25 protein-coding genes are annotated in these 26,495 nt (G+C 58.5%); 10 read left to right on the top strand and 15 right to left on the bottom strand.

Annotation, left to right across the window (positions count from 1 at the left end):
* Window positions 1-35 precede the first annotated feature (35 nt).
* Together VGK48_21855 and VGK48_21860 are read right to left on the bottom strand one after the other, a co-directional pair.
* Window positions 36-1,199 (bottom strand): ABC transporter permease, encoded by a 1,164-nt coding sequence (locus VGK48_21855; GenBank protein HEY2383829.1) that lies wholly within the window; start codon window positions 1,197-1,199, stop codon window positions 36-38.
* Window positions 1,199-2,101: an ABC transporter ATP-binding protein gene (locus VGK48_21860; protein ID HEY2383830.1), complete on the bottom strand. Its 903-nt coding sequence runs from the start codon at window positions 2,099-2,101 to the stop codon at window positions 1,199-1,201. The genes VGK48_21855 and VGK48_21860 overlap by 1 nt, the downstream gene beginning before the upstream one ends.
* A gap of 124 nt (window positions 2,102-2,225) precedes the next feature.
* Between VGK48_21860 and VGK48_21865 the strand changes: the two genes are divergently transcribed.
* Window positions 2,226-3,398: a DNA topoisomerase IB gene (locus tag VGK48_21865; protein ID HEY2383831.1), complete on the top strand. Its 1,173-nt coding sequence runs from the start codon at window positions 2,226-2,228 to the stop codon at window positions 3,396-3,398.
* 70 nt (window positions 3,399-3,468) lie between these two features.
* Here VGK48_21865 and ligD read toward each other — a convergent pair whose 3' ends face one another.
* From ligD to VGK48_21910, 9 genes are all read right to left on the bottom strand, one after another.
* Complete coding sequence (gene ligD, locus VGK48_21870) at window positions 3,469-4,974, bottom strand: non-homologous end-joining DNA ligase (protein HEY2383832.1); 1,506 nt, start codon at window positions 4,972-4,974, stop codon at window positions 3,469-3,471.
* Between the two features lie 2 nt (window positions 4,975-4,976).
* The gene (locus VGK48_21875) at window positions 4,977-5,813 is read right to left on the bottom strand and encodes a Ku protein (GenBank protein HEY2383833.1); all 837 of its coding nucleotides are present in this window, start codon (window positions 5,811-5,813) and stop codon (window positions 4,977-4,979) included.
* Complete coding sequence (locus tag VGK48_21880) at window positions 5,806-6,597, bottom strand: Ku protein (GenBank protein HEY2383834.1); 792 nt, start codon at window positions 6,595-6,597, stop codon at window positions 5,806-5,808. The genes VGK48_21875 and VGK48_21880 overlap by 8 nt, the downstream gene beginning before the upstream one ends.
* Before the next feature lie 101 nt (window positions 6,598-6,698).
* Window positions 6,699-6,893, bottom strand: a complete 195-nt coding sequence (locus VGK48_21885) for a DUF6496 domain-containing protein (protein ID HEY2383835.1) — start codon at window positions 6,891-6,893, stop codon at window positions 6,699-6,701.
* Window positions 6,894-7,038: 145 nt separating this feature from the next.
* The gene (locus tag VGK48_21890) at window positions 7,039-7,641 is read right to left on the bottom strand and encodes a quinol:electron acceptor oxidoreductase subunit ActD (GenBank protein ID HEY2383836.1); all 603 of its coding nucleotides are present in this window, start codon (window positions 7,639-7,641) and stop codon (window positions 7,039-7,041) included.
* Window positions 7,642-7,670: 29 nt separating this feature from the next.
* Complete coding sequence (locus tag VGK48_21895; GenBank protein HEY2383837.1) at window positions 7,671-8,072, bottom strand: BON domain-containing protein; 402 nt, start codon at window positions 8,070-8,072, stop codon at window positions 7,671-7,673.
* Window positions 8,073-8,193: 121 nt separating this feature from the next.
* A complete protein-coding gene (locus VGK48_21900; protein ID HEY2383838.1) occupies window positions 8,194-8,769 on the bottom strand; it encodes a hemerythrin domain-containing protein in 576 nt (191 codons plus the stop codon).
* A gap of 109 nt (window positions 8,770-8,878) precedes the next feature.
* Complete coding sequence (locus VGK48_21905) at window positions 8,879-9,904, bottom strand: hypothetical protein (GenBank protein ID HEY2383839.1); 1,026 nt, start codon at window positions 9,902-9,904, stop codon at window positions 8,879-8,881.
* Between the two features lie 4 nt (window positions 9,905-9,908).
* The gene (locus tag VGK48_21910; protein HEY2383840.1) at window positions 9,909-11,717 is read right to left on the bottom strand and encodes a sigma 54-interacting transcriptional regulator; all 1,809 of its coding nucleotides are present in this window, start codon (window positions 11,715-11,717) and stop codon (window positions 9,909-9,911) included.
* A gap of 680 nt (window positions 11,718-12,397) precedes the next feature.
* On the opposite strand from VGK48_21910, the gene VGK48_21915 reads away from it, so the two are divergent.
* On the top strand, window positions 12,398-13,039 hold the full coding sequence (locus tag VGK48_21915) for a fibronectin type III domain-containing protein (GenBank protein ID HEY2383841.1): 642 nt from the start codon (window positions 12,398-12,400) through the stop codon (window positions 13,037-13,039).
* A 465-nt stretch (window positions 13,040-13,504) separates the two neighbouring features.
* On the opposite strand, the gene VGK48_21920 is transcribed toward VGK48_21915, so the two are convergent.
* A complete protein-coding gene (locus VGK48_21920; protein HEY2383842.1) occupies window positions 13,505-13,726 on the bottom strand; it encodes an antitoxin family protein in 222 nt (73 codons plus the stop codon).
* 804 nt (window positions 13,727-14,530) lie between these two features.
* On the opposite strand from VGK48_21920, the gene VGK48_21925 reads away from it, so the two are divergent.
* The 8 genes from VGK48_21925 to VGK48_21960 all read left to right on the top strand — a co-directional run bounded on the left by VGK48_21925 (window position 14,531) and on the right by VGK48_21960 (window position 23,011).
* Complete coding sequence (locus tag VGK48_21925) at window positions 14,531-16,411, top strand: ankyrin repeat domain-containing protein (protein ID HEY2383843.1); 1,881 nt, start codon at window positions 14,531-14,533, stop codon at window positions 16,409-16,411.
* Window positions 16,412-16,515: 104 nt separating this feature from the next.
* Window positions 16,516-18,273 (top strand): UbiD family decarboxylase, encoded by a 1,758-nt coding sequence (locus tag VGK48_21930; GenBank protein HEY2383844.1) that lies wholly within the window; start codon window positions 16,516-16,518, stop codon window positions 18,271-18,273.
* 44 nt (window positions 18,274-18,317) lie between these two features.
* Complete coding sequence (locus VGK48_21935; protein ID HEY2383845.1) at window positions 18,318-18,896, top strand: sigma-70 family RNA polymerase sigma factor; 579 nt, start codon at window positions 18,318-18,320, stop codon at window positions 18,894-18,896.
* Window positions 18,883-19,623 (top strand): hypothetical protein, encoded by a 741-nt coding sequence (locus VGK48_21940; GenBank protein HEY2383846.1) that lies wholly within the window; start codon window positions 18,883-18,885, stop codon window positions 19,621-19,623. The genes VGK48_21935 and VGK48_21940 overlap by 14 nt, the downstream gene beginning before the upstream one ends.
* Entirely contained in the window at window positions 19,610-20,650 is a 1,041-nt protein-coding gene (gene bamD, locus VGK48_21945) for an outer membrane protein assembly factor BamD (GenBank protein ID HEY2383847.1), read from the top strand. The genes VGK48_21940 and bamD overlap by 14 nt, the downstream gene beginning before the upstream one ends.
* A gap of 80 nt (window positions 20,651-20,730) precedes the next feature.
* Entirely contained in the window at window positions 20,731-21,633 is a 903-nt protein-coding gene (locus VGK48_21950) for a PfkB family carbohydrate kinase (GenBank protein HEY2383848.1), read from the top strand.
* An 80-nt stretch (window positions 21,634-21,713) separates the two neighbouring features.
* Window positions 21,714-22,700: a tetratricopeptide repeat protein gene (locus VGK48_21955; protein ID HEY2383849.1), complete on the top strand. Its 987-nt coding sequence runs from the start codon at window positions 21,714-21,716 to the stop codon at window positions 22,698-22,700.
* A gap of 14 nt (window positions 22,701-22,714) precedes the next feature.
* On the top strand, window positions 22,715-23,011 hold the full coding sequence (locus tag VGK48_21960) for a hypothetical protein (GenBank protein ID HEY2383850.1): 297 nt from the start codon (window positions 22,715-22,717) through the stop codon (window positions 23,009-23,011).
* 88 nt (window positions 23,012-23,099) lie between these two features.
* On the opposite strand, the gene pnp is transcribed toward VGK48_21960, so the two are convergent.
* The 3 genes from pnp to truB form a co-directional block, all read right to left on the bottom strand.
* Window positions 23,100-25,205, bottom strand: a complete 2,106-nt coding sequence (pnp, locus tag VGK48_21965; protein HEY2383851.1) for a polyribonucleotide nucleotidyltransferase — start codon at window positions 25,203-25,205, stop codon at window positions 23,100-23,102.
* Between the two features lie 80 nt (window positions 25,206-25,285).
* A complete protein-coding gene (gene rpsO, locus VGK48_21970; protein HEY2383852.1) occupies window positions 25,286-25,555 on the bottom strand; it encodes a 30S ribosomal protein S15 in 270 nt (89 codons plus the stop codon).
* Between the two features lie 63 nt (window positions 25,556-25,618).
* On the bottom strand, window positions 25,619-26,461 hold the full coding sequence (gene truB / locus VGK48_21975; protein HEY2383853.1) for a tRNA pseudouridine(55) synthase TruB: 843 nt from the start codon (window positions 26,459-26,461) through the stop codon (window positions 25,619-25,621).
* Between the last annotated feature and the right edge of the window lie 34 nt (window positions 26,462-26,495).

Raw genomic sequence — 26,495 nt, forward strand, 5'->3', positions numbered from 1 at the left:
TGCGCCCCCATCTGCGTCATCCGCGTCATCTGCGGCTAAACACTCTCCCAACGCCTGGCGAGTCTTCGGGCAATGCCGACAAAGACCCCGGCCAGCACGGTGAGCATCGCGACCTGAGGGACCAGGGAACTCAGCGACTGGGCGACCGTGGAGTGAATATCGTTATACCAGAACACCTTGAGGAAGCCGTCCAGCGCCCAGCCGTTGAACGTAAACAGCGCGGCGGTGTCCATGAATTTCGGCATGATGAAACGCGGGACCATGCTTCCTCCTATCGCCGACATCACCAGGATCACGACTCGCGAAATTCCGTTGAGCTGCGCGCGGCTGGTGCAAGCCGTCGCGAGAACGAGGCCGAACCCCGCAGCAGCAGCGGCGGTGACAAGCACCATTGCCGCTACTCCGGCGATTCTGCCCGGCGTGAGTAACTCGAGATGGAAGACGAGGCAGGCCCACACGAACATGAGGCTGACCTCGACGATTCCCAGTCCTGTGAGATACAGCCATTTTCCGATCAACACTTGCCACATCGAGGCGCGCGTCGATAGCAGGCGTTCGAGCGTTCCGGTTTCGGTCTCCTCCAGCAGCGCGCCGCCGGAGCCCGCCATCGAGAAAAGCAGGAACATCACGGAAACGCCCGCGGCATAGTACGAAATCATCGAGCGCTGCGAATCGGCAGCGGCCGTCTCGCCGGCGCGAACGTCCGTGGAGCGGACGCGGACCAAGCCCTGCGCAAATTGCGCCCGCACGGCAGGCGCCAGCGACATCATTGCGGCGCCCTGCACGAAGCCGGACACCGCGCTCTGCGCGAGCGGATTCGACGCGTCGTAGACCACCTCGACGCAATCCCGCTCCGCCAGTGGATTGCCGATCAACGCGCCGCAGCCTTCCAGAACAGTGACCGCGGCCGCGAACTTGCCACCGTGGACGCCGCTCCGCGCTGAAACCGCGTCGATATCGAGAGTCACATCGAGGGGCTGCTCCCTCTGCAGGGCCGCGATCAGGCTTTGGGACCGATCCGTCCGGTCCAGATCCACAACGGCGATCTTGATTTTATTGTCGTGCGAGTCGCGATTCATGCTCCCGAAGATCATCGCGAAGATCGAGAAGAAGACGATCGGCAGGATGAACGTCAGCATGAACGCGGCCTTGTCGCGCCGCAGATTCAGGAAGTTGATTTTGACGATGGTGGAAATCATCAGTCCCGCAGCTCCCTTCCGGTGAGATGAAGGAACACCGCCTGCAGCGTCGGCGATTCGATCTGCACGTCGAGCACGTCGTCACCTGCTTCGGCCACGTGCGCCAGGAGCGGGGCCAGGTCTCGCCCGATGTTTTCGATCTGGCAGCGGACGAGCGCGCCGTTGATCGTGGTGTCCGGCCACTGGTTGAAGCGTTGCGCCGCAGCCGCGTCTTCGAAAGAAAGCAGGACCCGCCGCTTCGGGCCGATCGTCTGCCGGACCAGTTCGTCGAACGCGCCGTTCGCAATGACGCGGCCGTGGTCGAGTACGACGATGCGGTCGCAGATCTGCTGCGCTTCGTCCAGTTGATGCGTCGTTAAAAGAAGAGATGCGCCGTCGCGCCGCAGCCGGTCGAGCATTTCCCAGATGCGCTGGCGGCTCTGCGGATCGACGCCGACCGTCGGTTCATCGAGCAGCACGACGGACGGGCGGTGCAGCACACTGCAGGCGATGTTCAGCCGCCGCTTCATCCCGCCCGAAAATGCGCCGACCAGTTCGTCCGCGCGATCCGCCAGGCCGGTGAATTCGAGCGCCCACTCCACGCGCTCGCGCAGCGCCGTCCCATTGAGCCCCTGAAGTTCTCCGAAACACGACAGGTTCTCGGCCGCTGTGAGCTGTGGATAAAGCGAAATCTCCTGCGGCACGATCCCCAGTTTGTCGCGCCTGCCATCGGGCAGCGATACCGTGCCCGAATCCAGCCGCACGCGGCCGGCAATGGCGCGGACCAGCGTCGTCTTCCCGGCGCCATTCGGCCCCAGCAGCGCCAGCCATTCGCCTTGATGCAGCTCGATCGTCACATCGTCGAGCGCCTTGTTCGCCCCAAACCGCTTCACCGCGTTGCGGACTGTCAGCACCGGTTCCATTGCCACCTCCAGGCGGGAATATTAGAAGGTGGAGTGGCGTCTTTATTCAAGAAATCGGCGACCTGTGGAAACGGCCGGGTGAACGGCGGAATTCAACCGCCGGGAGCGCAAGACCACCGTCCAAATGAATAATGGCAATCATCATGCACTCTTCACTCCAGTGGGCCGCCGGCAATTGACCAACTTCCCGGATTCAAACGTGTTGGTTGCGGCCAAGTCTGCCGGATTACGGTATGTAACGGATTCCATTCCGGGAATCCGGCGGCGCGGCCCGGCGAAAGCATTTCGGTATCTCGGACCGCAAGGAAAGCTCATTCGGGATCCGGCGACACTCGGCAGGATCCGGTCGTTGGCAATTCCGCCGGCCTGGAGCGAGGTGTGGATCTGCCCGTTCGAGGAGGGACACCTCCAGGCGGTCGGCCGCGATGCGCGAAATCGAAAACAATATCGCTACCACCCGCGCTGGCGCGAAATACGCGACAGTACCAAATTCGACCGTATGGCCGATTTCGGAAAGGCGCTCCCAAAGATCCGCGCGCGCGTGAAGCGGGACCTCCGCCTCGCCGGTCTGCCAAAACAGAAGGTCCTCGCAACCATTGTCCGCCTCCTGGAGACCACGCTTATCCGCGTGGGTAACCAGGAGTACACCAGACAGAATCAGTCTTTCGGTCTGACGACCCTGAGAGACCATCATGTCAGGATCGCTGGACCGACGATGTACTTCTACTTCCGGGGAAAGAGCGGCCGGAAGCATGCGATCAGCGTCGAAGATGCGCATCTGGCGAAGATTGTGAAAAGATGCCGTGACGTTCCCGGCTACGAATTATTCCAGTACATCGACGAAACGGGGGAGAGACATGCGGTCTCATCGACCGATGTGAACGAATACCTGAGAGAAACTGCGGGCGACGATTTCACGGCTAAGGATTTCCGGACCTGGGCAGGAACCACATTGGCGGTCGAAGCTTTCGGACGCCGTCCTGCATTCAAGACACAGAAAGAAGGGAAGCGGCGGATCGCCGAGGTTCTGGATGAGGTCGCGCAGAAACTGGGGAACACGGTGGCCGTTTGCAGAAAGTGTTATGTCCACCCCGGAGTTTTTGAAAGCTACGTCCGCCACACTCTTACCCGTCCGGCCGCCGAGCGCGATTTTGCGCGAATGATCCGGGAATGGTCGAAGCCGAAGCAACGGCTTACATTGACGCAGGCGTTAAAAGAATCCGTGAAACAGCACAAACACAGCAGGCGCACATTCCCCGCCTTTCCAAGGCGGGGTGCCCGAGCGATCAAACGTTAGAACGCTGGGGCGGGGCGGTTGTCAACGAACCGCGCAGCGCACCTTGTTTTTCCGTATGGCCCGAGGACGTTTACGCCGCTCGCATCCTGCCGGACCGTATTTCGTCCATGGTGCGCCCGCTGAGCGCGGATTCGTCATCTTTCTTCTTCGATAATGGGCGCATGGATTTCGCGACTTTCCCGAGGAACCACATTTGCCGGTTGCCCTGACGGCGGCCACGGATCAGCTGCCATTCGCCTTTGAGCTTCCGGCCCGAAAGATAAAAGTGCAGGTAGCCGGTGTCGTAGTCTCCTTCGACAAGCTCATACGTACCAATATCCCATACCATCACGGTGCCGCCGCCATACTGGCCTTTTGGAATCACTCCTTCGAAGTCGAGATATTCGAGCGGGTGATCTTCTGTCGGCATGGCGAGACGTTTTTCGGATTGTTTATATGGCGGTCCCTTGGGAACGGCCCAGGATTTCAGCGTGTCATGCATTTCGAGCCGGAAGTCATAATGAAGGTGACTTGCCGCGTGCTTTTGAATAACGAAACGGCGGGCGCTTCCCTGGCGGCTTCGCCGGACCGGCGACGGTGAGGGCTCCTTCGTTTTGCCGAAGTCCCGTTTCCGCCTGTACTCGCCAAGCGCGGACGGCGTCCGGGCGGCGGATAAAAATTGCCCAGGCAATTTCTGTCGGAGCGACAGCACCGGTTTGAAGAGGTCTCCCAGCCGTTCGGCGCGCTCAATTGCCTCATCGGGTTTGAAGTACAGCGGGCCGGGCTGGTGAGAATCCATCGCTTGCTGCAGTTCGTCCCATTCCACGGGCATGGATACAAAAGGTTGCGCGAGCTTGGCCCGCAGCGAATAAACGCCGACGGTGGTCTTGAAATCGGAGTTCTGGCTCCAATCGATGAAGACCTTGCCGCCGCGAATCGCTTTGGTCATCTTCGATACGACGAGATCGGGATGACGTTCCTGCATGAGTTCGGCGATAGCTTTGGCGAAGCCCTGTGTTGCCGGATATACGGCGCCGGCGGTATTCAGAGGAACGTAGACCTGAAGGCCTTTTGAACCGGAAACCTTCGCGAAACACTCCAGGCCGAATTCGGTCAGGTGGCCGCGAACATAAAACGCGACCCTGGCGCAGTCGAGAATATCGGCTCCCGGGCCGGGATCGAAATCGAACACGACCGCTGTCGGCCGCTCCAGACGCTTTGCTTTGTGAAGGAAAGGATGAAGCTCCAGGTTTGCCAGATTGCTGAGCCAGACAAGGGTCGGCAGATCGTCAATCACGACATATCGAATGTCTGCGTTGCTGCGGTCGCGGCGCGGGACGGAAACCGTCCGGACCCATTCGGGAGTGAAGCGAGGAGCGTCCTTCTCGTAAAAGAAGTTTCCGCCCAAGCCGTTGGGAAATCGCTTCAGCGTCACCGGCCGGTCCTTTAAATGGGGCAGCAGAAAGGGCGCAACCCGGGTGTAGTAATCGATAACCTGACGCTTGGTGAAATGAGCCTCCGGATACAGAACTTTATCGAGATTCGAGACGCTGATCTTCCGGCGGCCGATGGTCCGTTCTTCCTTATTATTCTTCATGGCTATGCTGCGCGTTTTCCCGCCAGACTTTTCTTCAATACTTCCATGAGGTCCACGACTTTTGCCGGTTTGGTTTCCGCGGTTTCCGATTCGATGACGTCCTTGTGTCTGGCGCGCTTATGTTCGACGAGTTTCAGCAGCTTCTCTGTCTCTTCATCTTTCAGTTCGTCGACCGCGATGCTGTCTTTTTTGTATTTTCGTATCAGCTTTACAAAACGGCCGACGGCGGATTTTGCAGGCCGCCTCACTTTCGGCAGGCCGACATCTGCCGGTGAGCGGACTTCGTCGCTGAAGCGAAGAGTTTCTGCACGGAGAATCCCGTTTTCAGCAAGTATCGCGACCAGATAGGCCCGGTCCCGCATCACGAACGTGGCGATTCCGGCACGCTTGGAATTCTCCATCGTTTCGGCGAGGAGGTTGTATGCTTTGGCGGATTCTTTTGCGGGGGCCAGATAATATGCATGTTCGAAGTACACCGGCTCGATGTCACTTGTTTTTACGAACAGCCGGAGATCGATGTCGCGCGACTTTTCGGGATCGAGCCGGGCAAGTTCCTCGTCGGTAACGACGACGAATTTGTCTTTAGAGACTTCATATCCGCGTACGATCTGGCTGTCATCCAGCTCCCTGTCGTTATCGCTGGAGAAATAACGCCTGCTCAACGGCATTCCGTCCGCGCTGAGCATTCGAATAGGGGAGCGCACCTGGCGCGTCGCGGGATACAGATTGACGGGAATACTCACCAGGCCGAAGCTTAGCGTGCCCGACCAGAAGGGGCGGACGCTGGATTCCTGTTCGTCACCCGGATGGGATTCGGCTTGTGGTTTCCGCCTAGGCAACTTTTCGCTCCTTGCCGGATTTCAGCGCAACGAGACTCTTTGCGAGCCCGCGTTCCAGCGAAGCCGTGGCGCGGCGAGTGCGGACTGGGTGTAATTTGGGTCTACGGCCCTTTGCTTTGGCTTTGATGAAGTCGAGAAGACGATCCCGGTATTCATCGTGGAATTGCTCGAAGTTCAATTCACCTTCAAGAGCGCCCACCAGTTCGTTTGCCATCTTTAGTTCTTTTGCCGTGACTTCGCGTGTACGCGGGGCCGGAAGATCGCGGTCGGAAAGGACCTCCTCAGCAGGATGAAGGGTGATCAGCGAAAGATAGTCTCCACTTACACGCAGCGCGCCGGTGTAGCCCTTGTTCCGCATGACCCATCGGACGATACCTTCGCGGTTCTGATTTTTAAGCGCCTGTACGAAGGCGAAGTATGGATTCGTGTTGCCGTCAGGGCCGAGGTAATAAGGCCTCTCATACCAGAGATGGCTGATGCGGCCGGCTGGAACGAATCGGATGATATCGATATCTCGAGATGCACGAGGCTGGAGGCTGGAGAGTTCGTCATCGTCGAGCAGCACGAAAGTGCCGCGATCGATCTCATAGCCCTTCCGGATCTGTTCGCGCGGCACTTCCTCGCCCGTATCTGGATTCACCATATGCTGCTTGATTCGCGTTTTCGTCTTTGCTTCAAGCATATGGAAGCGGATCGAGCGGTCTTCCACGGCGGAGTAAAGCTTCACCTGCAGCCCGGAGGAGCCCAGCTTGAGTCTGCCTGCCCAGATTGCTCGCGCGGCCATATAAGGTTAGACGGACCTTCAACGAAAGAAGCCCGTCCTGTGACGGGCTTCCTTCATTATGCTTCGCCGGCGTAGCCGCTTCTTGCGCAAGGCCGGCGTAGCTACTTCTTTTTCGACGAGGACTTTTTGCGCGGCACCTTGCCTCCCTCTTTTCGAGCCTCGGAGAGGCCGATAGCGATTGCCTGTTTCCGGCTTGTGACCTTTTTGCCGGAGCGGCCGCTCTTGAGCGTTCCACGCTTTTTCTCCTGCATGGCTTTTTCGACTTTGTCAGAGGCTTTTTTGCCGTATCGGGCCATTGCTGTTCCTCCATGCGGGTGAGTGCACCGGGCGTTCCATTCACAATCTTCGAAGCGATAGATCTTTTGTTCAACCCGGCCGGATCGGGGCAACTCTGCGGTACGGACTGGTCCCCGCCCAGAGGGACGGGGACCAGGTTCCCGTTCAGCCGACCTTTCGGTCGCGGGGGAGTTTCGGTTCAGGAGCGTCGGACCGAAGCATCGGACGATCCGATTTGGAGAAGTCCGCCCCCGACTCACCTGTCGATGCGACGTCTTCCGCTCCGGTGTCCTCGAGAATCTTTTTCGCTCTCTTTGTCCATTCCGAATTATCGCAGTGGACCGACAGCAGAATGCCGCCGCTCTTGATGCGTCCTTCGTATCGTTTCGCTTCATATTCCGGAATGCCAAGCCCGACGAGCGCTCCGACGATGCCGCCAACTGTTCCGCCGACGCCAGCGCCGGCCAGAGCCGCCATAATCGGGCCGGCGGCGATGAAGGGTCCGAGCCCCGGAATCGCAAGTGCGCCGATGCCCGTCAGCCATCCCAGCGCCCCCCCGAGAACGACGCCCGTGCCGGCCCCGGTCGTTGCGCCCTCCGGAGCTTTCGTGTGCTTTTCGGTTGCGAAATCTTTCGTGCCGGTGGTTTCGGGAAATAACACGGAAATATCCGTGTTGCGAAATCCGTCCGCTTTAAGAGTATCGACAGCGAGTTCGACGCTGGTGCGATCTGTGTAGATACCGAAAGCGGCTGTGTTTTTTCCTGCCATTCAATTCCTCCTTTAGTGAGACATGGACATTAAGGGTTGTTCTTCGCTTTTTCTTTCGCTGCGATCTGAAGTTCACTTTTCACATGGCCGGCTCCGGCCACATCATTCGCCTTTGCTTCGATGGATTTCTTTTCCTCCTCCGAACGTACCGGACCCCGCAACGTGACGTTGCCGCCTTGCGTGACGATCTTGACGTTCTTTGCATAACTGGACAAAGTCTTGTCTCCTGTAAGCGAGCGGCGGATCTGGCGGGTGATTTCAACATCAGAACGGTTGCCGCTCTGACGGTCCGCGGTGGGATTGTTTGTATTGCGGTCCTGTTTGTTGATCTGGGTATTGTCGGGCGGCGTATTCTGCTGCAGCGGGTGGGCATACAGCGATAGTCCGGCGCCAAGAACGCAGATCATAATCAGATGTAGTGAGCGATTCATTCGTACAACCTCGTTTCTGTAGAGTGGTAAACCGGGTGGCAACGGGCGTACACCGATGCCCCGCAAAATGAACTGTTCATTCCATCGGGCCGATCAGGCCCATCAGGTGTGGAGCGAAGCGTTATGCAGCGCGCTTCTTTTTTGTGACCTGGTCCATGACCGTTTCGAATGCCGCGCCGGCCGTCCGGACAGCCCGAGTCAAAAGGCCCGCTTGAAGTTGCATTTTGCGTTCCTGCATCTGTCTGCCGAGTTCGCGGAGCTTTTCATCACCAATGGCCCTGCGGGCTTTCGGAAACATCTGCGACTCTTCTTCTTCGGCGTGATGATCGATAAGATCTTTCAGCACCTTCGCCTTGGCGCTGAATTCCTCAGACTCAACAGTGGTGGATTTGATTTCGGGTAATACGATGTCGACCAGATGATGTTCTTCCAGCGCCTCGAAATAAAGGTGCCCGTCCGGCTTCCGCACCGCTGCTTTATAGGCCGGATAGAAAATTTCCTCTTCGATCTGAGTGTGCATCTTGATTTCGGTTTCGACCTCTTTCAATAGCGCTTCGCGCCGGCTGCCGGCTCTCTCCGTCGTTCGGTCCAGAGAGCTGAGCAAACGTTTCACCTTCCGGTGATCCTGAACCAAAAGGCTAATTGCATTAACAGCCCGGGCCGGGCGCCTCCTGCTTGTCTTCGAACCAGATGGCATCTATATTCCCTCCTAGTGTTGAAATGGACGCGTGGAACCTTGCACGCAGGTTGCCGAAGCGCTCGAGCTACTGCATACGCGCACAGCGGGCTCGAGCACGCAGAACGGCCTACCGGAAATTGACGGAACGCTGGGAACGCAAGAAAGCTGCGATCGGATCGAGCTGCGTGGCTCCGCCGATATTCCAGCGGAGAAGGACGCTCGAGGCATCGATTGGAAGCGATGCGATATTACCCACGTACTTCGCACGGGCTTGAATGTAGTCTTCAACATTTGAAATGTAGAAGACGTGCACCGTTGCACCATGATCCTTCAGGTATTGACCGACGGCTCGAATCGCCTTCGGGCCGGCGAAGTCGCCCACCAGCGGCACAATCCGATTCTGCTGCTGCATAAGGCGGACCCGGTCATAGTTTTCCTTCGTTGCGAGATAAGCCCAGTTTTTACCGCGGCCGTCGGTGAGCGTCATTAATGTTGCATAGCCCGGGCTGAGGAAGCTCGAGTTGAAGAGTTCGACGCCTTCCCCCGCGAACGTCCGGAAAAGAGTACGGATTCCGCGTTCATCCTCGGCCGTCAGCGCGAAATGATGCCGCGTCTTCAAGCGATCCACGATCAAGTTGGCGTTTTTCGCGGCGAGCGCCGGATCGGCCGGCACACGCGCGAACGCTTCAAAGATCGTTGCAACAGGACTATCGCCGGTCAACTGGGGCGGGGCTCTCCTTGAAAAAAGATTCGCGACGAATTCCACGCGGTTTGCAGACATCTCGAAGACGCATTTGTACATCAGGTGTTCCAGCATCATTTCGCGCCGGATATCGAAGATGAACGCGATCTTCGGTTGCACTGCCGCGATATAGGTGAAGTTCTGTTCCGGTCCAACGCCGAGGTACGCCCCGCCGGCGCGCGGTGTCTTCATGAGGTCGGGAAGAGAATGCTGATAGGTCAGCTCGTTCGATGTGACGACGTTGTATTGATAATATCCGGCGGGTTCAGAGAAATCGTTGATCATCTTCCAATATTCCGCGTCGCTTAACTGAGGCGGCAGCGTTTCCGCAGATAAAACGATCTGCAGCAACACGAGACAAACCGTTATGACGGATAGCCAGCAGCGAAGGCGCATTTTTAGAGACCTCACAGCTTTATTCCAGGCCGAGTTCGCCGCAGCGCCGGCGAAACGATGTAGGGTGCCAGCCGAGGCGGCGGGCTGCTTCCGCCCGGTTCCTGCCGGTCTCGCGAAGGATTCGTTCGAAAAGGGATTTCTGAAAGGCGTCGAACTCCCGGTCATACAGCGTCCCGCCGTGCGCAGCCGTGGAATCGGAAGGCGCCCGGACCTCTTTAGGCAGATCTTCCGGCAGGATGTAGGGCGTCGCACCCATCGAAATTGCCCACTCGATCGCGTTTTCGAGTTCGCGAACATTGCCGGGCCAGCCGTACGCGCCGAGCAATCGATGGGCTTCAGGGCTGATTCCCGCGACTTCGGGATACGGCGCGCACCGGATGCTCCGGTGCTTGCGGACGAAATGTGCGGCCAGTTCCGGAATGTCTTCGCGGCGTTGGGCAAGGGAGGGCATCTGGAGTGGGAGAACATTCAGCCGGTAAAACAAGTCCTCCCGGAAACGCCCCTTCTGGACTTCTTCGCGCAGGTCGCGGTTTGTCGCCGCGATGATCCGCACGTCCACTTTGATCGGAGTGTGCGAGCCGAGCCGTTTGACTTCGCCTTCCTGAATGACGCGCAGAAGATCCACCTGCATGTTCAGTGGAAGTTCGCCGATTTCATCCAGAAAGACCGTGCAGCCGTCGGCGTCCTCGAATAGCCCTTTCCGCTGGGCGACCGCGCCCGTGAACGCGCCGCGTTCATACCCGAACAGCTCGCTTTGCAGCAGGCTTTCGCTGAACGCACCGCAATTGACCGCAATGAGGCGTTTCGGCGCCCGCGGGCTGTTGCGGTGAATCGCATACGCCACCAGTTCCTTACCCGTACCACTGGGGCCGATGATCAGAACAGGCCGCTCGCCTGGACCCGCGCGGCCGATGAAGGCATACACCTCCTTCATTCGTTCACTCCTGCCGATCATCCCGTGCTCCGCGTAAAGCATTTCGGTCAGGCGGCGGTTTTCGGTTTCGAGCCATGTGACGTATCGCAGGTGCTCGAGGGCGACGGCCGTCGACGCAGCGACCGATTCCAGCACCGCGATGTGGCCGGCGGTGAACCATTCGGCGCCCGCCTGCGCCATCGCGGCGTAGATGACGCCCACCCTGGTGTCGAAAGCCGTCATCGGATAACAGACCGCCTTGTCTGTGTAATTCGGAATGCCTTCGCGAAGAACTCTGACAGCGGCCGCTTCATCGACCGGAAATGCATCGCCGTTGCGCGATCCCAGGCTGCGGTAAGTGGACGAAACGAAGCGGTCCTGCTCGTGGCCCGCCATCAGGATTGCCGCCCGGTCGACCGGCATGACCTCAAAGATGAAATCGAGCGCGCGCCCCTGGATTTCCTCCGCCTTGCGGATCGCATTGATCGAAGCGTGCAGCTGCAAAACCGCGGAGAGGGTCGTTCCTTTTGCGGCTTCGTAGTGTCCGGCGCGATCCGGCGGGTAGTTATCGTAGCACCAGCGCCGCTCGGCCGGCGTGAACTGCAGCAGCGATGCATCCACCTGGTCATGCAGAAGGTAAACGAAGATCGAACGGCCGATCCGAATGTGGTCGCCGTGATCCGCGAACTTCCCGGGAAAGGAGAATTCGTTCACAAATGTCCCGTGCTCGCTGCAGCAGTCCAGAACCATGCAACGATCCTCTTCGAACGTGATGCTGCAATGCTTGAGCGATACGAGCGGATCTTTCAGAGAAATGTGATTGCGCGCTCCGCGCCCGATGTCGAGCTTCGATTTACCTAGCGGAAATTCCATGCCCTCGAATTCGCCGGCAATACCCAGAAGTCGCGGATTCATGATGCCGGACATGCTAGTGGAATACAGAGTCTCGCGCACGAGAAAAACGCGTGCAGTGCTGGAAATGGCTTAGCAGCGTTGCATCCCCGATTCCAGCGCCGGAAATGGTTGAGCAGTGCTGCACCGCCGATTGCTGTGTAGGAAATGATTGAGCAGTGTTGCATCGGCGATTGCAGTGCAGCAGAAGATTCAGCAGTGCTGCATCCCCGGTTGCAAGGCGGCAAATGGTTCAGCAGCGCTGCATCGCCGATTGCAGTGAAGCAAACGATTTAGCAATGCTGCATCGCCCGTTGCAGCACTGCAAATGCCGGAGCAGCCTTGCAGCCTGCTTTGCGCCGCTGCAAAAGGTTTAGCAGTACTGCTTCGGCAGATGCAGCGCAGCATCCGGTTTTGCAACGCTGCATCGGCAATAGCAGTCTTGGAAATGATTCTGCAGCACTGCATCGCCATTTCCCGGATAACAAACACCGACGGGGTGCGTCGGCGCTATTTCGCAACCTACAGGTTGCGGACCGCAACCTGTAGGTTGCGGTCGTCGAAAGCCTTTCCCATCCCCGGGCCTTGCAAGTTATTGATTTTTAAAGAATGGCATCCGGGCGCGTGAATGGCACAGCGCGTGCGATATAGGACGGCGTTCGTTGGAATTCAATCGCGGGGCGGTCCCGCAGAAAGGAGGGAATATGACAAAGACAATACCGATCAAAGCCTTGCTGGGTTTCAGGAGAAACTCAGCGAATGATGTACTCGCCCGGGTAAACGCCGTTCTCGGCGGGGTATTCACCGATACGGTCGACTATCCCAACCCGTCTATCGATCTGGCGACGCTGAAATCGCAAGCCGATGCACTGTCGGCCGGCATTTCGGCGGCGTTGGACGGCGGCAAGAGAGCCATTGCCGAACGGGAACATCAGAAGGAGATCGTGATCAAGTCGTTGCGTCAAATCGGACACTACGTCGAGGAGAACTGCAAGGACGACATGACGATCTTCCTGAAGAGCGGATACGACGTGGTCTCCACGACACGTGTTCCGGTTGCTCCGTTGTCGGATTCGATCCGCAAGATCGTTCCGGCCAACAACAGCGGCCAGATGCTCGTAACGCTCATCGCTCAGGCGGCCGCGCTCAGCTATGTTTTGCGCTGGGCTCCGGTCGCTGCGGGCGGGATGCCGGGAAACTGGACCGAGCAGCCGGTGGGCACCACACGCCCGCCGGCGCTGGTAACCGGTTTGACGCCGGGCACGGCCTACGCTTTCCAGGTCCGTGCCGTCACGAAGGCCGGTTATACCGACTGGCGTGAGTCCGTCACGCGGATCGCGATCTAGATCCGTTTGACATGTTAGAGGGGAGCGGGTGTGCACGCCCGCTTCCCTCTAACATGCACAGGTTCCGCCTCTTGCCAAGCCATCGTGGCGAACTATTCCGCGGACTGATTGTTGGCACCCTCACTGGGTTCGACCCGGCCGAGCGCCTCATCGGTTGCGAGCTCCAAGTCATCAAGTTCGTCTTGCGAGAGCATTCGGATCTTCGCCTGTAGTGCCGATTTTGGAATCGCTCTCAACTGAAACGCGAGTGCAACAGAGTCTTCTCGTGGGCCATCCTCAGAAGCGAGGATCAAAGCAGTGCCAGCCAGGTTGGCTCTTTCGAGATTGGTTGTGAGGAATGACAAGAACGGATTGAAGAACGTTTGTTAACGTGTCGCTTTGCCAGATGATGACAGGCCGCCGACCCATTTGCTCGCGCGGTCGGTATGCTCCAAGATCTGCCCACCAGACTTCGCCTCGATTCAATTATTGATCCTCTTCATCAAGGCTGGCAGACCAACTCGCAAGGCCGTCTTCGGCGAGATCCAGATCTTCCGTGGTCGCCGCCTTTCGAAAACGCTCGAGATCCCAGCGTTTAGGATCCGGCTGCCGAACGATAATCAGATTCACGCGTTCACCTGAACGGAGCGGTAAAGGCTTTGTGGGCCTCAGCACTCCCTTTTCATAATGAGCTTCGACAAGTTTCATTGAATTTATGCTATCACGGGCAACCACAGATCTGTTGTCCGATGGATATTGTGATTCTGTATTCGAAAAGGTGCAGAAATTTCCGAATTCCGTCAAACGCCGAATTCACCTCGAATCACGCCTGCCTATGGGCAGTTCTGGATAATTCGGTGTCTGTCCCCGGAATTCGAAATGCCGAGAAGGCGGAAGAAATCGCCGTCGACTTCGTGACCGAGGCGGAATTGGAGCGGTATGTTCGGACCTTCGCGAATGCGGCGTTGACATAATCCATCGCGGCAAGGTCGGAGAAGGATCGCGTGTTCCGGCAGAAATCGTCGAACTCGGGATAGGACATCGAGGATTCGCCGATCCCGCGAACCGGGAAGAACTGACGGCGGCGCCGATCATTCGGAGCGTGACGACTTGGGAAGGGTTGGGAACCGGGAGCGGCCGGAAGACCAGGCCGTTTGCGACGCTGAAGATGACGGAATTCGCGCCGATTGCCAACGCGATGGAAGAGCTCTGCGGTCATGGCAAAGCCCGGAGATTGCCAGAGGGCGCGGAGGGCAAATTTGAAATCATTCAGCATCGGGGCATGATAACCGATCGGGTCATTGGGTCATCTGGTCAGGTACATGTGACGTTCGACATTGGACATTTCACATATGACATATGGGAAACCGTCCCCAATGTCACATGTCAAACGTCCCATGTCGAACGTCAAATGTACTTGACCAGATGACCCAACCACCAGATAACCCAATCCATTCCCCCTCTGCCGCACCCGCCAAATCTGATAAAGTACCGCCCCAGGAGAATCCTCATATGACACGCAGAATCCTTGCCGGCACCGCCGCCATTCTGTTCCTCGTCATCACGAGCTTCACGCTCGGTTCAACCCAGAGTTCCGTCGCGGATGCGGCCATGAAAGGCGACAAAGCCGCGCTGCGTACCCTGATCCAGCAGAAGGCCGACGTCAACGCGCCGCAGATCGACGGCGCAACCGCTGCGCACTGGGCTGTATATAAGGATGACCTCGAGATGCTTGACCTGCTCATCGGCGCGGGCGCGCGCGTCAACGTCGCGAATCGCGAAGGCGCGACGCCGCTGCACATGGCAGCGCTTTACGGCGATGCGCGTATCGTCGAAAGACTTCTGAAGGCCGCAGCCGATCCGCGCCAGAAAGGACCCGCGGGTGAAACGCTGCTGATGCTCGCTGCGCACAACGGGAATCCCGGCGTGGTCAAACTCCTGATCGTGGCCGGGGCCGACGTCAACGCTCGCGAGCCGCTCCGCGGAACGACCGCGTTGATGTGGGCTGTCGAACAGAAACATCCCGAAGCGGTGAAAGCGCTCCTTGACGGAGGCGCCGATTTTGCCGCGAAGTCCGCCGGGGCCGGTCTGCCGCGAAACTACATGACCGGAAAGGTGAATACCGCCGCGGTTCAAACTGCCGCCGAGCGGCAGATGCGCGCCTCCGCTGCGGGCCGGAGTTATGAAGAACAGCTGAAGCTCGAAGGCGTTGGCGGACGTTTTGGCGGAACGGATCGAACGCAGCTTCGCATCGGCCAACCCGGCGCCGGGCAAGCGCCGGCCGGACAGCGCGGCGGAGGCCAGCGCGGAGCCGGACAGCGCGGGAATGCGACGGCGGCGGCCGGAGCCGAAGGCGCCGCAGCAGGCGCGGCGGGAGATCAGGCGGACCAGGATTTCGTCTTTGCGGGCCTCGTCGGAACGGGCGGCGGCGGCTTGACCGCTCTCGTGCTCGCGGCGCGCGAAGGCGATCTCGAGTCGGCGAAACTTCTGCTCGACAAGGGAGCGGATATCAACCAGGTCACTGAATACGGCTGGACGCCGCTTCTCACGGCAACAAATAACCGGCACTACCAGCTTGCCGAGTATCTGATCGGGCGCGGCGCCAACGTCAATCTTGCAAATAAGGGAATGTGGACGCCGCTGTACCTTGCGACGGATAACCGCAACATCGAGGGCGGAGACTTTCCGGTTCCGAAGCCCGATCTGGATAACCTCGAGTTCATCAAGTACCTCCTCGACCACGGCGCCAATCCGAACGTGCGCGCCAAGGACAACACGCTGACGCGGACGATCTTCACCATGCAGTGGTTCTTCGAGGCCGGCGCCACGCCGTTCGTGCGCGCAGCGCAGTCAGGCGACCTGGAACTGCTGAAGCTGCTGGTGAAGTACGGCGCCGATCCGATGCTCAAAACCGATTTCGCCGACACGGCACTCACAGCGGCCGCCGGAATCGGATGGGTGGAAGGCGTCACGTATGAGCACTCGCCGGAAGAGAACGCCGCGACCGTGAAGTATCTGCTCGAACTCGGGCTCGATCCGAACGCGGCCAATCAGGATGGACGCACGCCACTGATGGGCGCGGCGCTTAAGGGACGCAGCGGCGTAGTGCAAATGCTCGTGGATCACGGCGCGAAACTCGATCAGCGGGACAAGGGAAGCCGGGATACAGACACTGTGGTTTCGGTGAATGCGGGGCATACCTGGCAAGCGGTGGATTATGCCGACGGTCTTGTGCGTGTGGGTGTGCAGTCTGCGATCGCAAGGCCCGAGACGGGGGCGCTGATCCGGAAGATGATGGCGGAGCGGAATATGGCTTTCCCGCCCTCGAATCGCACGGTGTATTCGGTGTGCGTGGTCGAGCTGTGCAAGGAGCGGGTCCCGGTCGAGAAATAAATATTGGAAATTCGAAATTGGAGGTTGGAAATTGAAATCGGATTTCCAATTTCGGATTTCCAATTTCGAATCTCCAATAGGTCTTGTGCTATCGTCAGGCGCTTATGCCGTTCGACGATTTGCAGCAGTTTGTTCAGCACCTAGAGGCCGGCGGCCAGCTCAAGCGCGTGCGCGCCGAGGTCGATCCGGAACTCGAAGTCACTGAAATTACTCAGCGCGTTCTGCGGGAGGGTGGCCCGGCGCTGCTTTTCGAAAATCCCAAGGGCTCGCGCACGCCACTCCTGATGAATCTCTTCGGTACGACTCGGCGTGTCAATGACGCGCTTGGCGGAGATCCGGCGCAGATCGGCGCCGAATTATTTCAGGCGATCCAGCGCGTCAATCCGCCATCGCTCAAAGGTCTCTGGCAGTCTCGAAGTTTGATCAAGCGCGGTCTCACGACGCATCCTAAGAAGGTCGGCTCCGCCATTTCACAGCAAGTCGTCGAGGCCCCCGACCTGAATCGTCTTCCCATCCTCAAGTGCTGGCCGGGCGACGGCGGGCGCTTCATCACGTACGGGATGGTCCTCACGCAGGATCCCAACACGCAGCGGCGGAATCTCGGCCTCTACCGTCTTCAGGTTTTCGGCAGCGGCACCACGGGCATGCATTGGCAAAGCATGAAAGGCGGCCGCGGGCACTACTGGCATGCGGAAGCCGCGGGCAAGGATCTGGAAACCGCCGTCATTATCGGAGGTGATCCGATCCTGATGATTGCGGCGATCCTCCCGCTCCCGGAGGACGTCGATGAACTCGCGTTCGCCGGATTTCTGCGCGGCCGCAGCATCGGCCTGGCGCGCGCGAAGACACTGGATATGCTCGTGCCCGCGAACGCCGAGTTTGTCTTCGAAGGCGTCGTGCCCAAGGGTGTGCGTAAGCTCGAAGGCCCGTTCGGCGATCACTTCGGACACTATTCGGAGGCGGCCGAGTTTCCAGTCTTTCAGATCCGGAAAGTGACGCATCGTCGGAATCCGATTTACGTGGCGACGGTCGTCGGCAAGCCGCCGCAGGAGGACAAGTTTCTCGGCATCGCCGCGGGACAGATGGTCGGTCCGCTGATCAAGCTGATCAATCCGAACATCGTGGACATGTGCGCGTACGTGGGCGCGGGCTTTCACAACCTGCTGGTGGTGTCGCTGGCCGAGCGCCATCCAAAAGAGAACCTCAAGACCGCGATGTCGCTGCTCGGCACCGGGCAGCTTTCGCTCACGAAGGTGATGGTGCTGGTGAATCGCGGCGTCGATCCTGCGGATTTTCACGCGGTGTTGAAAGAGATCCGGCTGCGTTTCGATCCGGAAGATCATATGTGGCTGCTGCCGTTCATGCCGCTGGACACGCTGGATTTCACGTCGTTCAAGATGCACGTGGGCAGCAAGCTGATCATCAATGCCGCCGGGGCGGACGGGGAAGAGATTCGGAAGCGGCGGGAGCCCGTGCAGGCAATAGATCCCAAGCCGTTCGATGCGCGGATCGAAGCCTACCGCTGGCTGGAGGGCGCGTTTCTCGTCATCGTGGTGAAAAGCAATCCGCGGGAGGTGCTGGCGAATCTGGTGCGGGCGCCGCTGGATGTGCGATTTGTGATTGCCGTGAGCGGCGATGTGGGGCTGGACGACGACGAAAACCTGCAATGGGGCATCTTCACGCGTTTCGACCCGGCTCGCGACATCATCGTCACGGAGCAAACTTTTGTTGGAGCAAGACCCGTATATCGAGGTATTGTCGGCATCGACGCAACATGGAAAGAGGGCTATCCCGCCCCGCTGGCGATGGATGAATCGGTTGTCCAGTTGGTGGACCGCCGGTGGGGGGAATACTGGAAATAGGTCTGCCAACCCTCGGACGAACAACGTTGTCTATAGATTACGGAATGCGCTTGACCCCGGCCGAAGAAGCCGAACTGATTGCCCGGGCACAGAAGGGCGACACGGATGCCTTTTGCCAATTGGCAGCCTGTCATCAGAGGAATCTCTACGTGCTGGCACTGAAGTATAGTGGCAATCATCATGATGCCGAGGATCTTACCCAGGACGTCATGCTGAACGCCTATCGCGCGATTCATCAGTTCAAAGGGCTGTCGTCATTCCGGACCTGGCTGTCGAGAATCATGGTCAATTCCTTCCTGAATCAGAAGCGCAAGAGCGATCCGCTCGCTTCGTCCGACTGGCAGGAGGCGGACACCGTTCCACTGCTGGCCCGCACTTCCGAGCGGCATGTGAATGACGGGCTGGTGATGCAGCAGATTCTCAAGCTGCTGCAAGGAGTACCGGAGCGCCAACGCCTCATGTTTTTGATGAAGCATCAGGAAGGAATGACGTGCGAGGAAATTGCGGAGCTGATGGGCACGTCTGTTGGAACGGTGAAGAAAACATTGTTCCGCGTCGTCGACCGTCTGCGGCAGCATTTCTCCGCGCCGGCCATCAAGGGAAAGTTTTATGCACAATTGTGAAGCATTCCGGGAACGGATAACGGAATACATCATCGACCGGCAGGATCTGATTTCGGATCCGCGGTTCAAAAATGAGTTTTTGATCTGCACGAATTGCTGCGAGTTCTACCTGGATTCGTGCGAGATGATGAGCGCGCTGATCCTGGTGGATGCCGCGGTCGAAATTGGCGGGGATAACTGGGGACGTCTCCCCATTTCCGCTGTACTTCGCGGAAACAGGGAGTCTTCCCCATTTATTCCCGCGCGTAAGACTGGCGCGTTGGGACATTCCATTCAATGGGCTGCTGCGGCGGCCGCGCTTGTCCTTATTGCCGGAGGGCTGCTGCGGCTGCCCGCGCCGGTCCCGCTGCCCGCTGTTCAAAACATCGAGCAGCCGTTGCCGCTGGATCCCGTAACGGTCGATTTCCTGCAGCAATCCGAACTGCTGTTGCGGAATGTCGAAAACATGGCGCCGAACGATACGCGGGATCTTGCGGACGTCAAGCGGATCGCCAACGAGCAGCTTCTCGCAATCGATGAACGCAAAGACGCCGCGGCGCAGGTGCCCCCGGTGCGCAACGTCATGGATACGTACGAGACGGTGCTGCGCGACATCCGCAATGTGAACGAGCAGACCGCTCCCGACGACGTGCCGGATATTCAGCATCGAATTCAACGCGATGGATTGATCGCCAATATCAAGTCATTTCAGCCGCGCGTCACTACGGTGGGTTATGGTCCGAGGTAATACGAAACTCAGTCAATGGCTTGTGATCGGGGCCGGTGTGCTCGCGGCAGCTTTCCTGATGATGACGCCGCCGGTATTTGCGCAGAATGCCCGAGTCCTCGTCTTGCAACGGAACTTCGTCGAACCGGGAGATCCCGCGCGGGAGTTGTTCAACCATGGGCAGAGCTTATACGATCAGTTCCGCTATCTTGAAGCCGAGAAGACGTTCCGTGAAGTCGTCGCAAAATACTCCAATAGCAACATTGCGGACAAAGCGGAGTATTACCTGATCCGGACACTCGGCCAACTCGGTAAGACGCCTGAGGCCTTGACCCGGGTCAAGGCGTTTCCCAAGACGTATCCCAGGTCGACATGGACGCCGGACGTCGAAGAATTCGCAATGCAGTGGACGGATCAGGCTCCGGGAGTGGCGCGCTCCATCCTGATTCGCCGCGCTCCCGCATTGACGTTGGCTCCCGCCGATATCCAGGCCGTCAACCAGCAGATCAGCCTGATGCAGGAAGCCCTGCGCGTGATGTTTCGCAGCGATGTGACTGACGCCCTCCAGATTACGAATGACCGGCTCAAAACAAACATGGCGGATCCTGTCGCGTTGTCGGTTCTCGGCATGATTGCGACCACCGCGGCGCCTCAGGGACTGCCGATTCTGGTGGACGTCGCGAAGAACTCGCCGAGCATGCGGGCGCGCAAAGACGCCATCTACTGGATGAGCCAGGGGCCGGGCGACAAAGACATGACCATCGATACGTTGATGGGCCTGCTTCCAGCGGCGAGCGAAGACACCACCGACGCCGTAACGTTTTCCCTTGCGCAGATCCGGACCGAGAAGGCCTACAACGCACTCGCCGGCATTGTGTTGGACAAGACGCGGAGCGAAAGTCTCCGCAAGCTGGCGCTCGTGAGACTGGGACAGAATCATGATCTGCGCGCTAAAGACGCGCTGGAAAATATTACCACCAGCGATACGGATGGCCGCTTCCGCATGGAGGCCCTCCAGATTCTCGAAGCCCTCCTCAGAAGACGCTGAGAAAACAGGAACCACAAAAGGCACAAGACGTACAGAAGGCTCTTGTGCCTTTTGCGCTTCTTGTGGTTCCTTCTTCTTGCATGCTTCTGGTTGTCTGTCCAAACCTCGCCATCGACCGCATCCTTCAGGTCGGCAACCTCACACCGGGCGCCGTTCAGCGCAGCCGTCAGGCTGTGGTTCAGCCGGGCGGGAAGGGAAGCAATGCCGCGCGGGTCTTCCGGCAACTGGGCGGCGACGTTGTCCTGTTAGGATTCGTCGGATCGAGAAACGGATCGGCGGTGACGGAGCCCTTGCGCCGCATCGGCATTCATGTCGATACCGTTGCCGCCTACGAAGAAACCCGGACCTGCACGATCATATGCGACGCGAGCCGTGCTTCACATCCCACCGTCATCAACGAGGAGAGTCCGGAGGTCGAGCCCGCTGCAGCCGCAAAGCTCTTAAGGAAGGTCGAGCGCTGGATCGGCCGTGCCGACGGGGTCCTCACGACCGGGAGTCTTTCCACGGGGCTGCCCGTTACGCTTTATGCGGAGATTATCGACCGCGCGCGCCGGCGAGGGAAGTTCACTGCCATTGATGCGACCGGGGCTGCCCTTCGCGCAGGTCTTGCCGCCCGTCCCGACTTCATGAAACCGAACACGGGGGAGATGCGCGAACTGCTTGCGTCATCAGCCATTTCGACGCTTGCGGCCCACACCGCCATCACGTTCGGCAATGCAGGTGCTATTGTCCTCAACGAGGGGCAGTGTCTCTTCGCCCCGCCGCCCCGTATTTTCACCGCCAATCCGATCGGAGCGGGCGATGCGTTCGCCGCCGGATACTTGAAATCATTGCTCGAACACCGGCCTGTGACGGAGTGTTTCCGTCTCGCGCTGGCCGCGGCGGCGAGCGATGCCGGCACGCTGCGGCCGGGCTTCATCGATCGCTCACAGCTTGCCGTTCTCGCCGCCGCAGTGGAATACCGATTCACACCGTCGTTCTGATTCCCACGTCTGACGCGTCTTCCGGCTTCGGCAGCGCAATTGCATAAACCCGCTTAGAGATCACAAATACGGAGCGCTCTATGCAGTTCCTGAAAGCATTTGTCGTTCTGCCGATCCTGCTGATTCTGCTTCTGAGTCCCACTACAAGTCCGGCCGCTGAAAGATCGCAGACGGTGACGGGCAGATTTCTTTTCGAAAACGGCGACTTCGCATGTGATCACTGTATGGTGACTCTGCTCGCGAACAGCATCCGGCCCATCGGCACCACGTTTGTCGATCTTTCCGGCCGCTTCACGTTTACGAACGTGCCTCCCGGCATGTATACGGTTCATGCCGATATCGACGGGTTCGAGCCGGTCAATCAGACCGTCGACCTCGATGGAGTCGATGCGAACCTTTTGATCGCGATCGTGCGCAGACCGCCTGTCGTTTCGAACGCGGGCGACGTTGTCAACGTTCGGGAGTTCAAAGAGATCTATCCGAAGAAGGCCGTCTCTTATTTCGAGAAGGGATCGAGCGCGCTCGAGGGTAAGAAATACGAAGAGGCCATCAAGGATCTCCATGAGGCGATTCAGTTCGCGCCGGAGTTCTATGAAGCGCACAATCAGCTCGGGATCGCCTATCGCGACTCCGGTCAAACCGACGACGCCGAGAAGGAATTCATCGCAGCCCACCAATTGAATTCGACCGGCGTTGCGCCGCTGCTCAATCTGACGACGTTATACCTGGACGAAGACAAGCCCGATCGGGCGGTCACCACGGGCGAAGAAGCGGTAAAGATCAATTCGCATTCGGCGCCGGCGTTCTTCAGCCTGGGTGTTGCGCTGTACAAGGTTGCCAGCCTGGATCGCGCGGAAGCGGCATTTAAACGAGCCCTCGAACTGGCGCCGAAAATGCCCAGCGTGCGCCTGATGCTCGCGAACGTTTATCTCAAGCTGCATCGCTATGACCGGACCCTGGATCAGCTGAACAGCTATATCGCGGAAAACCCGCATGGACAGCATCTGAGCGATGTGCAGCAGCTGCGCGACCAGCTGATGAAGGCCACCGAGACCGGACAGCCATAGTATACTGTCCGCATATGGACAAAAAAGAGAAGACGATTCGCGTGCAGTGCACGTGCTGCGAAGCCGTACTCACCGTGGACAAAGCCTCCGGCGAGGTTCTCTTCACGGAAAAGCCGAAAACGACGTCGAAGTTTTCGTTCGAAGATGCATTCCAGAAGGTGAAAAAGGATCAGGAAACCGCGGACGACCGGTTCAAGGAAGCGTTTCTGAAGGAAAAAGACCGGATGAACGTCATCGACAAGAAGTTCGAAGAGGCGATGAAGCGGAAGGACGAACTGGAAATGCCGATCAAGCCTTTTGATCTGGATTAAATTGGAAATTGCATCATTCGAAGTTGCTTCACATTTCAAATATAGAAATGAAGCAACCTCTAATGATGCAATCTCCAATAGGTCTTAACTACTGTTTCTGTTTCTGATCCCGCAGTACGGCCTTCCGCGAGAGTTTGATCTTGTTGCCTTCCAACCCGACAACCTTGACCATCACCTGGTCGCCTTCCGACAACACATCCCGCACGTTCCGGATACGGTTCTCATCGATCTCCGAAATGTGGAGCAGGCCGTCCGTGCCGGGGAAGATCTCGACGAAGGCGCCGAACTCGGCGATCCGCACGACTTTCCCGCGATACGTTTTGCCGACTTCGGGGGTCGCGGTCAGGTTTGAGATGATCTCGATCGCCTTCTGAGCCGAAGGGCCGTCGGACGATGCAATGTTGACGCGGCCGTCATCGGAGACGTCGATCTTCACGCCGGTCTGCTCGATGATCGAACGGATCATCTTGCCGCCGGGTCCGATGACGTCTCGAATCTTGTCGGTCGGAATCTTCATCGAATAGATTCGCGGCGCGTAGGGCGACATCTGCTCGCTGACCACCGGAATCGCTTCCATCATTTTGTCGAGAATGAACAGCCGGCCTGTTTTCGCCTGGGCGAGCGCTTCCGACATGATCGCCGACGTCACGCCGGCAATCTTGATGTCCATCTGCAGGGCCGTGATGCCGTCCTTCGTTCCGGCAACTTTGAAATCCATATCGCCGTAGTGATCTTCGGCGCCCGCAATGTCCGTCAGGACGGCGTAGTTGTCGCCTTCTTTGACGAGGCCCATCGCCACACCGGCCACCGGCGCTTTGATCGGAACGCCGGCGTCCATCAGGGCGAGCGTTCCGCCGCAGACAGTAGCCATCGATGACGATCCGTTCGATTCGAGGATGTCCGACACGACGCGAATCGTGTACGGGAAATCGTTCTCGTCCGGCATTACCGGGACGAGCGCGCGTTCCGCCAGCGCGCCGTGGCCGATTTCACGGCGTCCGGGGCCGCGGAGCGGCGAAACTTCGCCGACCGAGAACGGCGGGAAGTTGTAATGCATCATGAAGCTTTTGGTGGATTCGCCCTCGAGCCAGTCGAGGCGCTGCACGTCCTCGGAGGTTCCGAGCGTGGCCGTGACCAGTGCCTGGGTTTCACCGCGAGTGAAGACGGCGGACCCGTGCGTGCGGGGCAGAACGCGGGTTTCGATCCAGATTGGACGGATCGTGTCGAACTTGCGGCGGTCGGGCCGTTCGCGCTTGCCGAGGATGTCGTCACGGAAGATTTTTTCTTTCAGGGTACTGAAGATATTTTTGATCATCTTCAACTTGTCGGCGTCTTCCTCGGCTTCGGGGAAGAGCGCGACGGCCTTTTTCTTCGCGGCGTCGACGAGCTCGTAGCTTTCCAGCTTCTCGTGCTTATGCGTGTTCAAGGCGTCTTCGAGATCGGCGCGGACGGCGCCTTCGATCTTTTTCGCCATGGCTTCGTCGACGGCCGGTGGAACGACCACCAACTTCTTCGGCTGGATCTTCGCCCGCAGTTCCTTTTGTAGCGCGATGATCTGCTTGATGGCCTGGTGGCCGAAGTTGAGCGCTTCGACCATGACTTCTTCGGAAACCTCGTGCGCACCCGCCTCCACCATGCAGATGCCGTCTTCCATCCCGGCGACAGCCAGGTTCAGCCGGCTGTTTTTGAGTTCGCTGTAAGTGGGGTTGAGGTAGTAGCGGCCGTCGATCAATCCGACGCGGACTGCCGCGACAGGGTGCTCGAAAGGAATCGCCGAGGTGTATAGCGCGGTGGACGCTCCGACGATCGCGTGCATCGACGGATCGATGTCCGTGTCGGCCGAGAGGACCAGCGCGATGACCTGCGTTTCGTTCTTATAACCTTCGGGAAACAACGGCCGGATCGGACGGTCGATCATTCTGCTGTTCAAAACTTCGCGTTCGGAAGGCTTGCCTTCGCGTTTGAAGAATCCGCCGGGAATCTTGCCGGCGGCGTAAAAATTTTCACGGTAATCGACCGTGAGGGGGAAGAAATCGAGCCCTTCCCGCGGTTCTTTGGCGGCACATGCCGTCACCAGCACTACGGTTTCTCCGTACTTGACGACTGCGGCGCCATGCGCTTGTTTGGCCAGCTTTCCGATTTCTATCGAGAGCTCCCGCTCTCCGATCATCGTGCTGACTTTGTGGACATTCATTATTTGCTATCTCCTAAAACAAAACGGCCCAGAAGCCTTTGCCCCGGGCCGTTCTTCATTTTTTGGGCGGCAAAGTGCCGCTATTTTCGGATTCCAAGCTTGGAAATCACTTCGCGATACCGGTCGACATTGTATGTTCTTAAATAGTCGAGCAGCCGGCGGCGCTTGCCTACAATCTTCAGCAACCCGCGCCGTGACCCGTGATCCTTTTTATGCGTCTTGAAATGCTCCGTCAGGTACGTGATGCGCTCACTGAGAAGCGCGATTTGAACTTCCGGGGAACCCGTATCTGATGTGTGGATTCGGTAGTTATCGATGATGCTTCCCTTGTTTTCCTTTGTAAGACTCATTGTCTACGATTCAATCTCTTTCTCTAAGATACAGCCTGGCATATCGCTCTAACTCGAAGTAATTCAGGTTAGCACAAGTTTAGGACGCACCCAACCGTTTTCTACGCTGGCGACGGCCAGAAACTCGCCTTTTTTGTTGAAGATGCGGGTGAGTGGGGTATTCCCGTCACCCGGGATCTGATTGCCGTGGAGGACCTTCGTTTCGTCCGGGCCGCAGACTTCGATCCGCGGCAGCGAAACCAGAAGCGCTTCGAGCGGAAGTAGATTCGCGGCGGAACAGGCGTCCGGGCTGACGGCGTCTGCGATGGTGAAGTCGCCGGATCGCATCCGGCGGAGCCTGGTCAGATGCGCGCCGCAGCCCAGCTGCCGGCCGAGGTCGTGCGCCAGACTGCGGATGTACGTCCCGGGAGAGCAGACGATGCGGAAGGACAGGTACGGAAGGTTGAGCGAGACGATCTCGAAGGATTCGATGTGGACCGTCGCGGCCGGAAGGTCCACGGGCCGGTTCTTCCGGGCGAACTTGTAGGAAGGGACGCTGCCGATCTTCTTGGCGGAAAAGGAAGGAGGCGTCTGGTCGATACTGCCGGTGAAGGTCTGGACGGCGCCGCGAATATCGCCTTCGCTGTACTGGACGGTCTTTTCCTCGCTGGTCGGCGATCCCGTGCGATCGTAGGTGTTGGTCGAGAAGCCGAAGCGCAGCTCGCCCTCATAGATCTTCGGTGAACTGGAAATGAATTGAGCCAGCCGGGTTGCCTTGCCGATCGCGATGGGGAGAACGCCGGTGGCCATCGGATCGAGCGTGCCGAGGTGACCGACCTTGGCAGTGTTGAATTTCTTCCGGATCGCATTCACGATGTCATGCGAAGTCCCGCCCTCCGGCTTGTCGATGATGAGGATTCCGTGCATTTCTAGCTTTGGACTCGACATTGCGTGTGAGCGA

The organism is Terriglobia bacterium, assembly GCA_036496425.1.
In the GTDB taxonomy this organism is placed as follows: domain Bacteria; phylum Acidobacteriota; class Terriglobia; order 20CM-2-55-15; family 20CM-2-55-15; genus 20CM-2-55-15.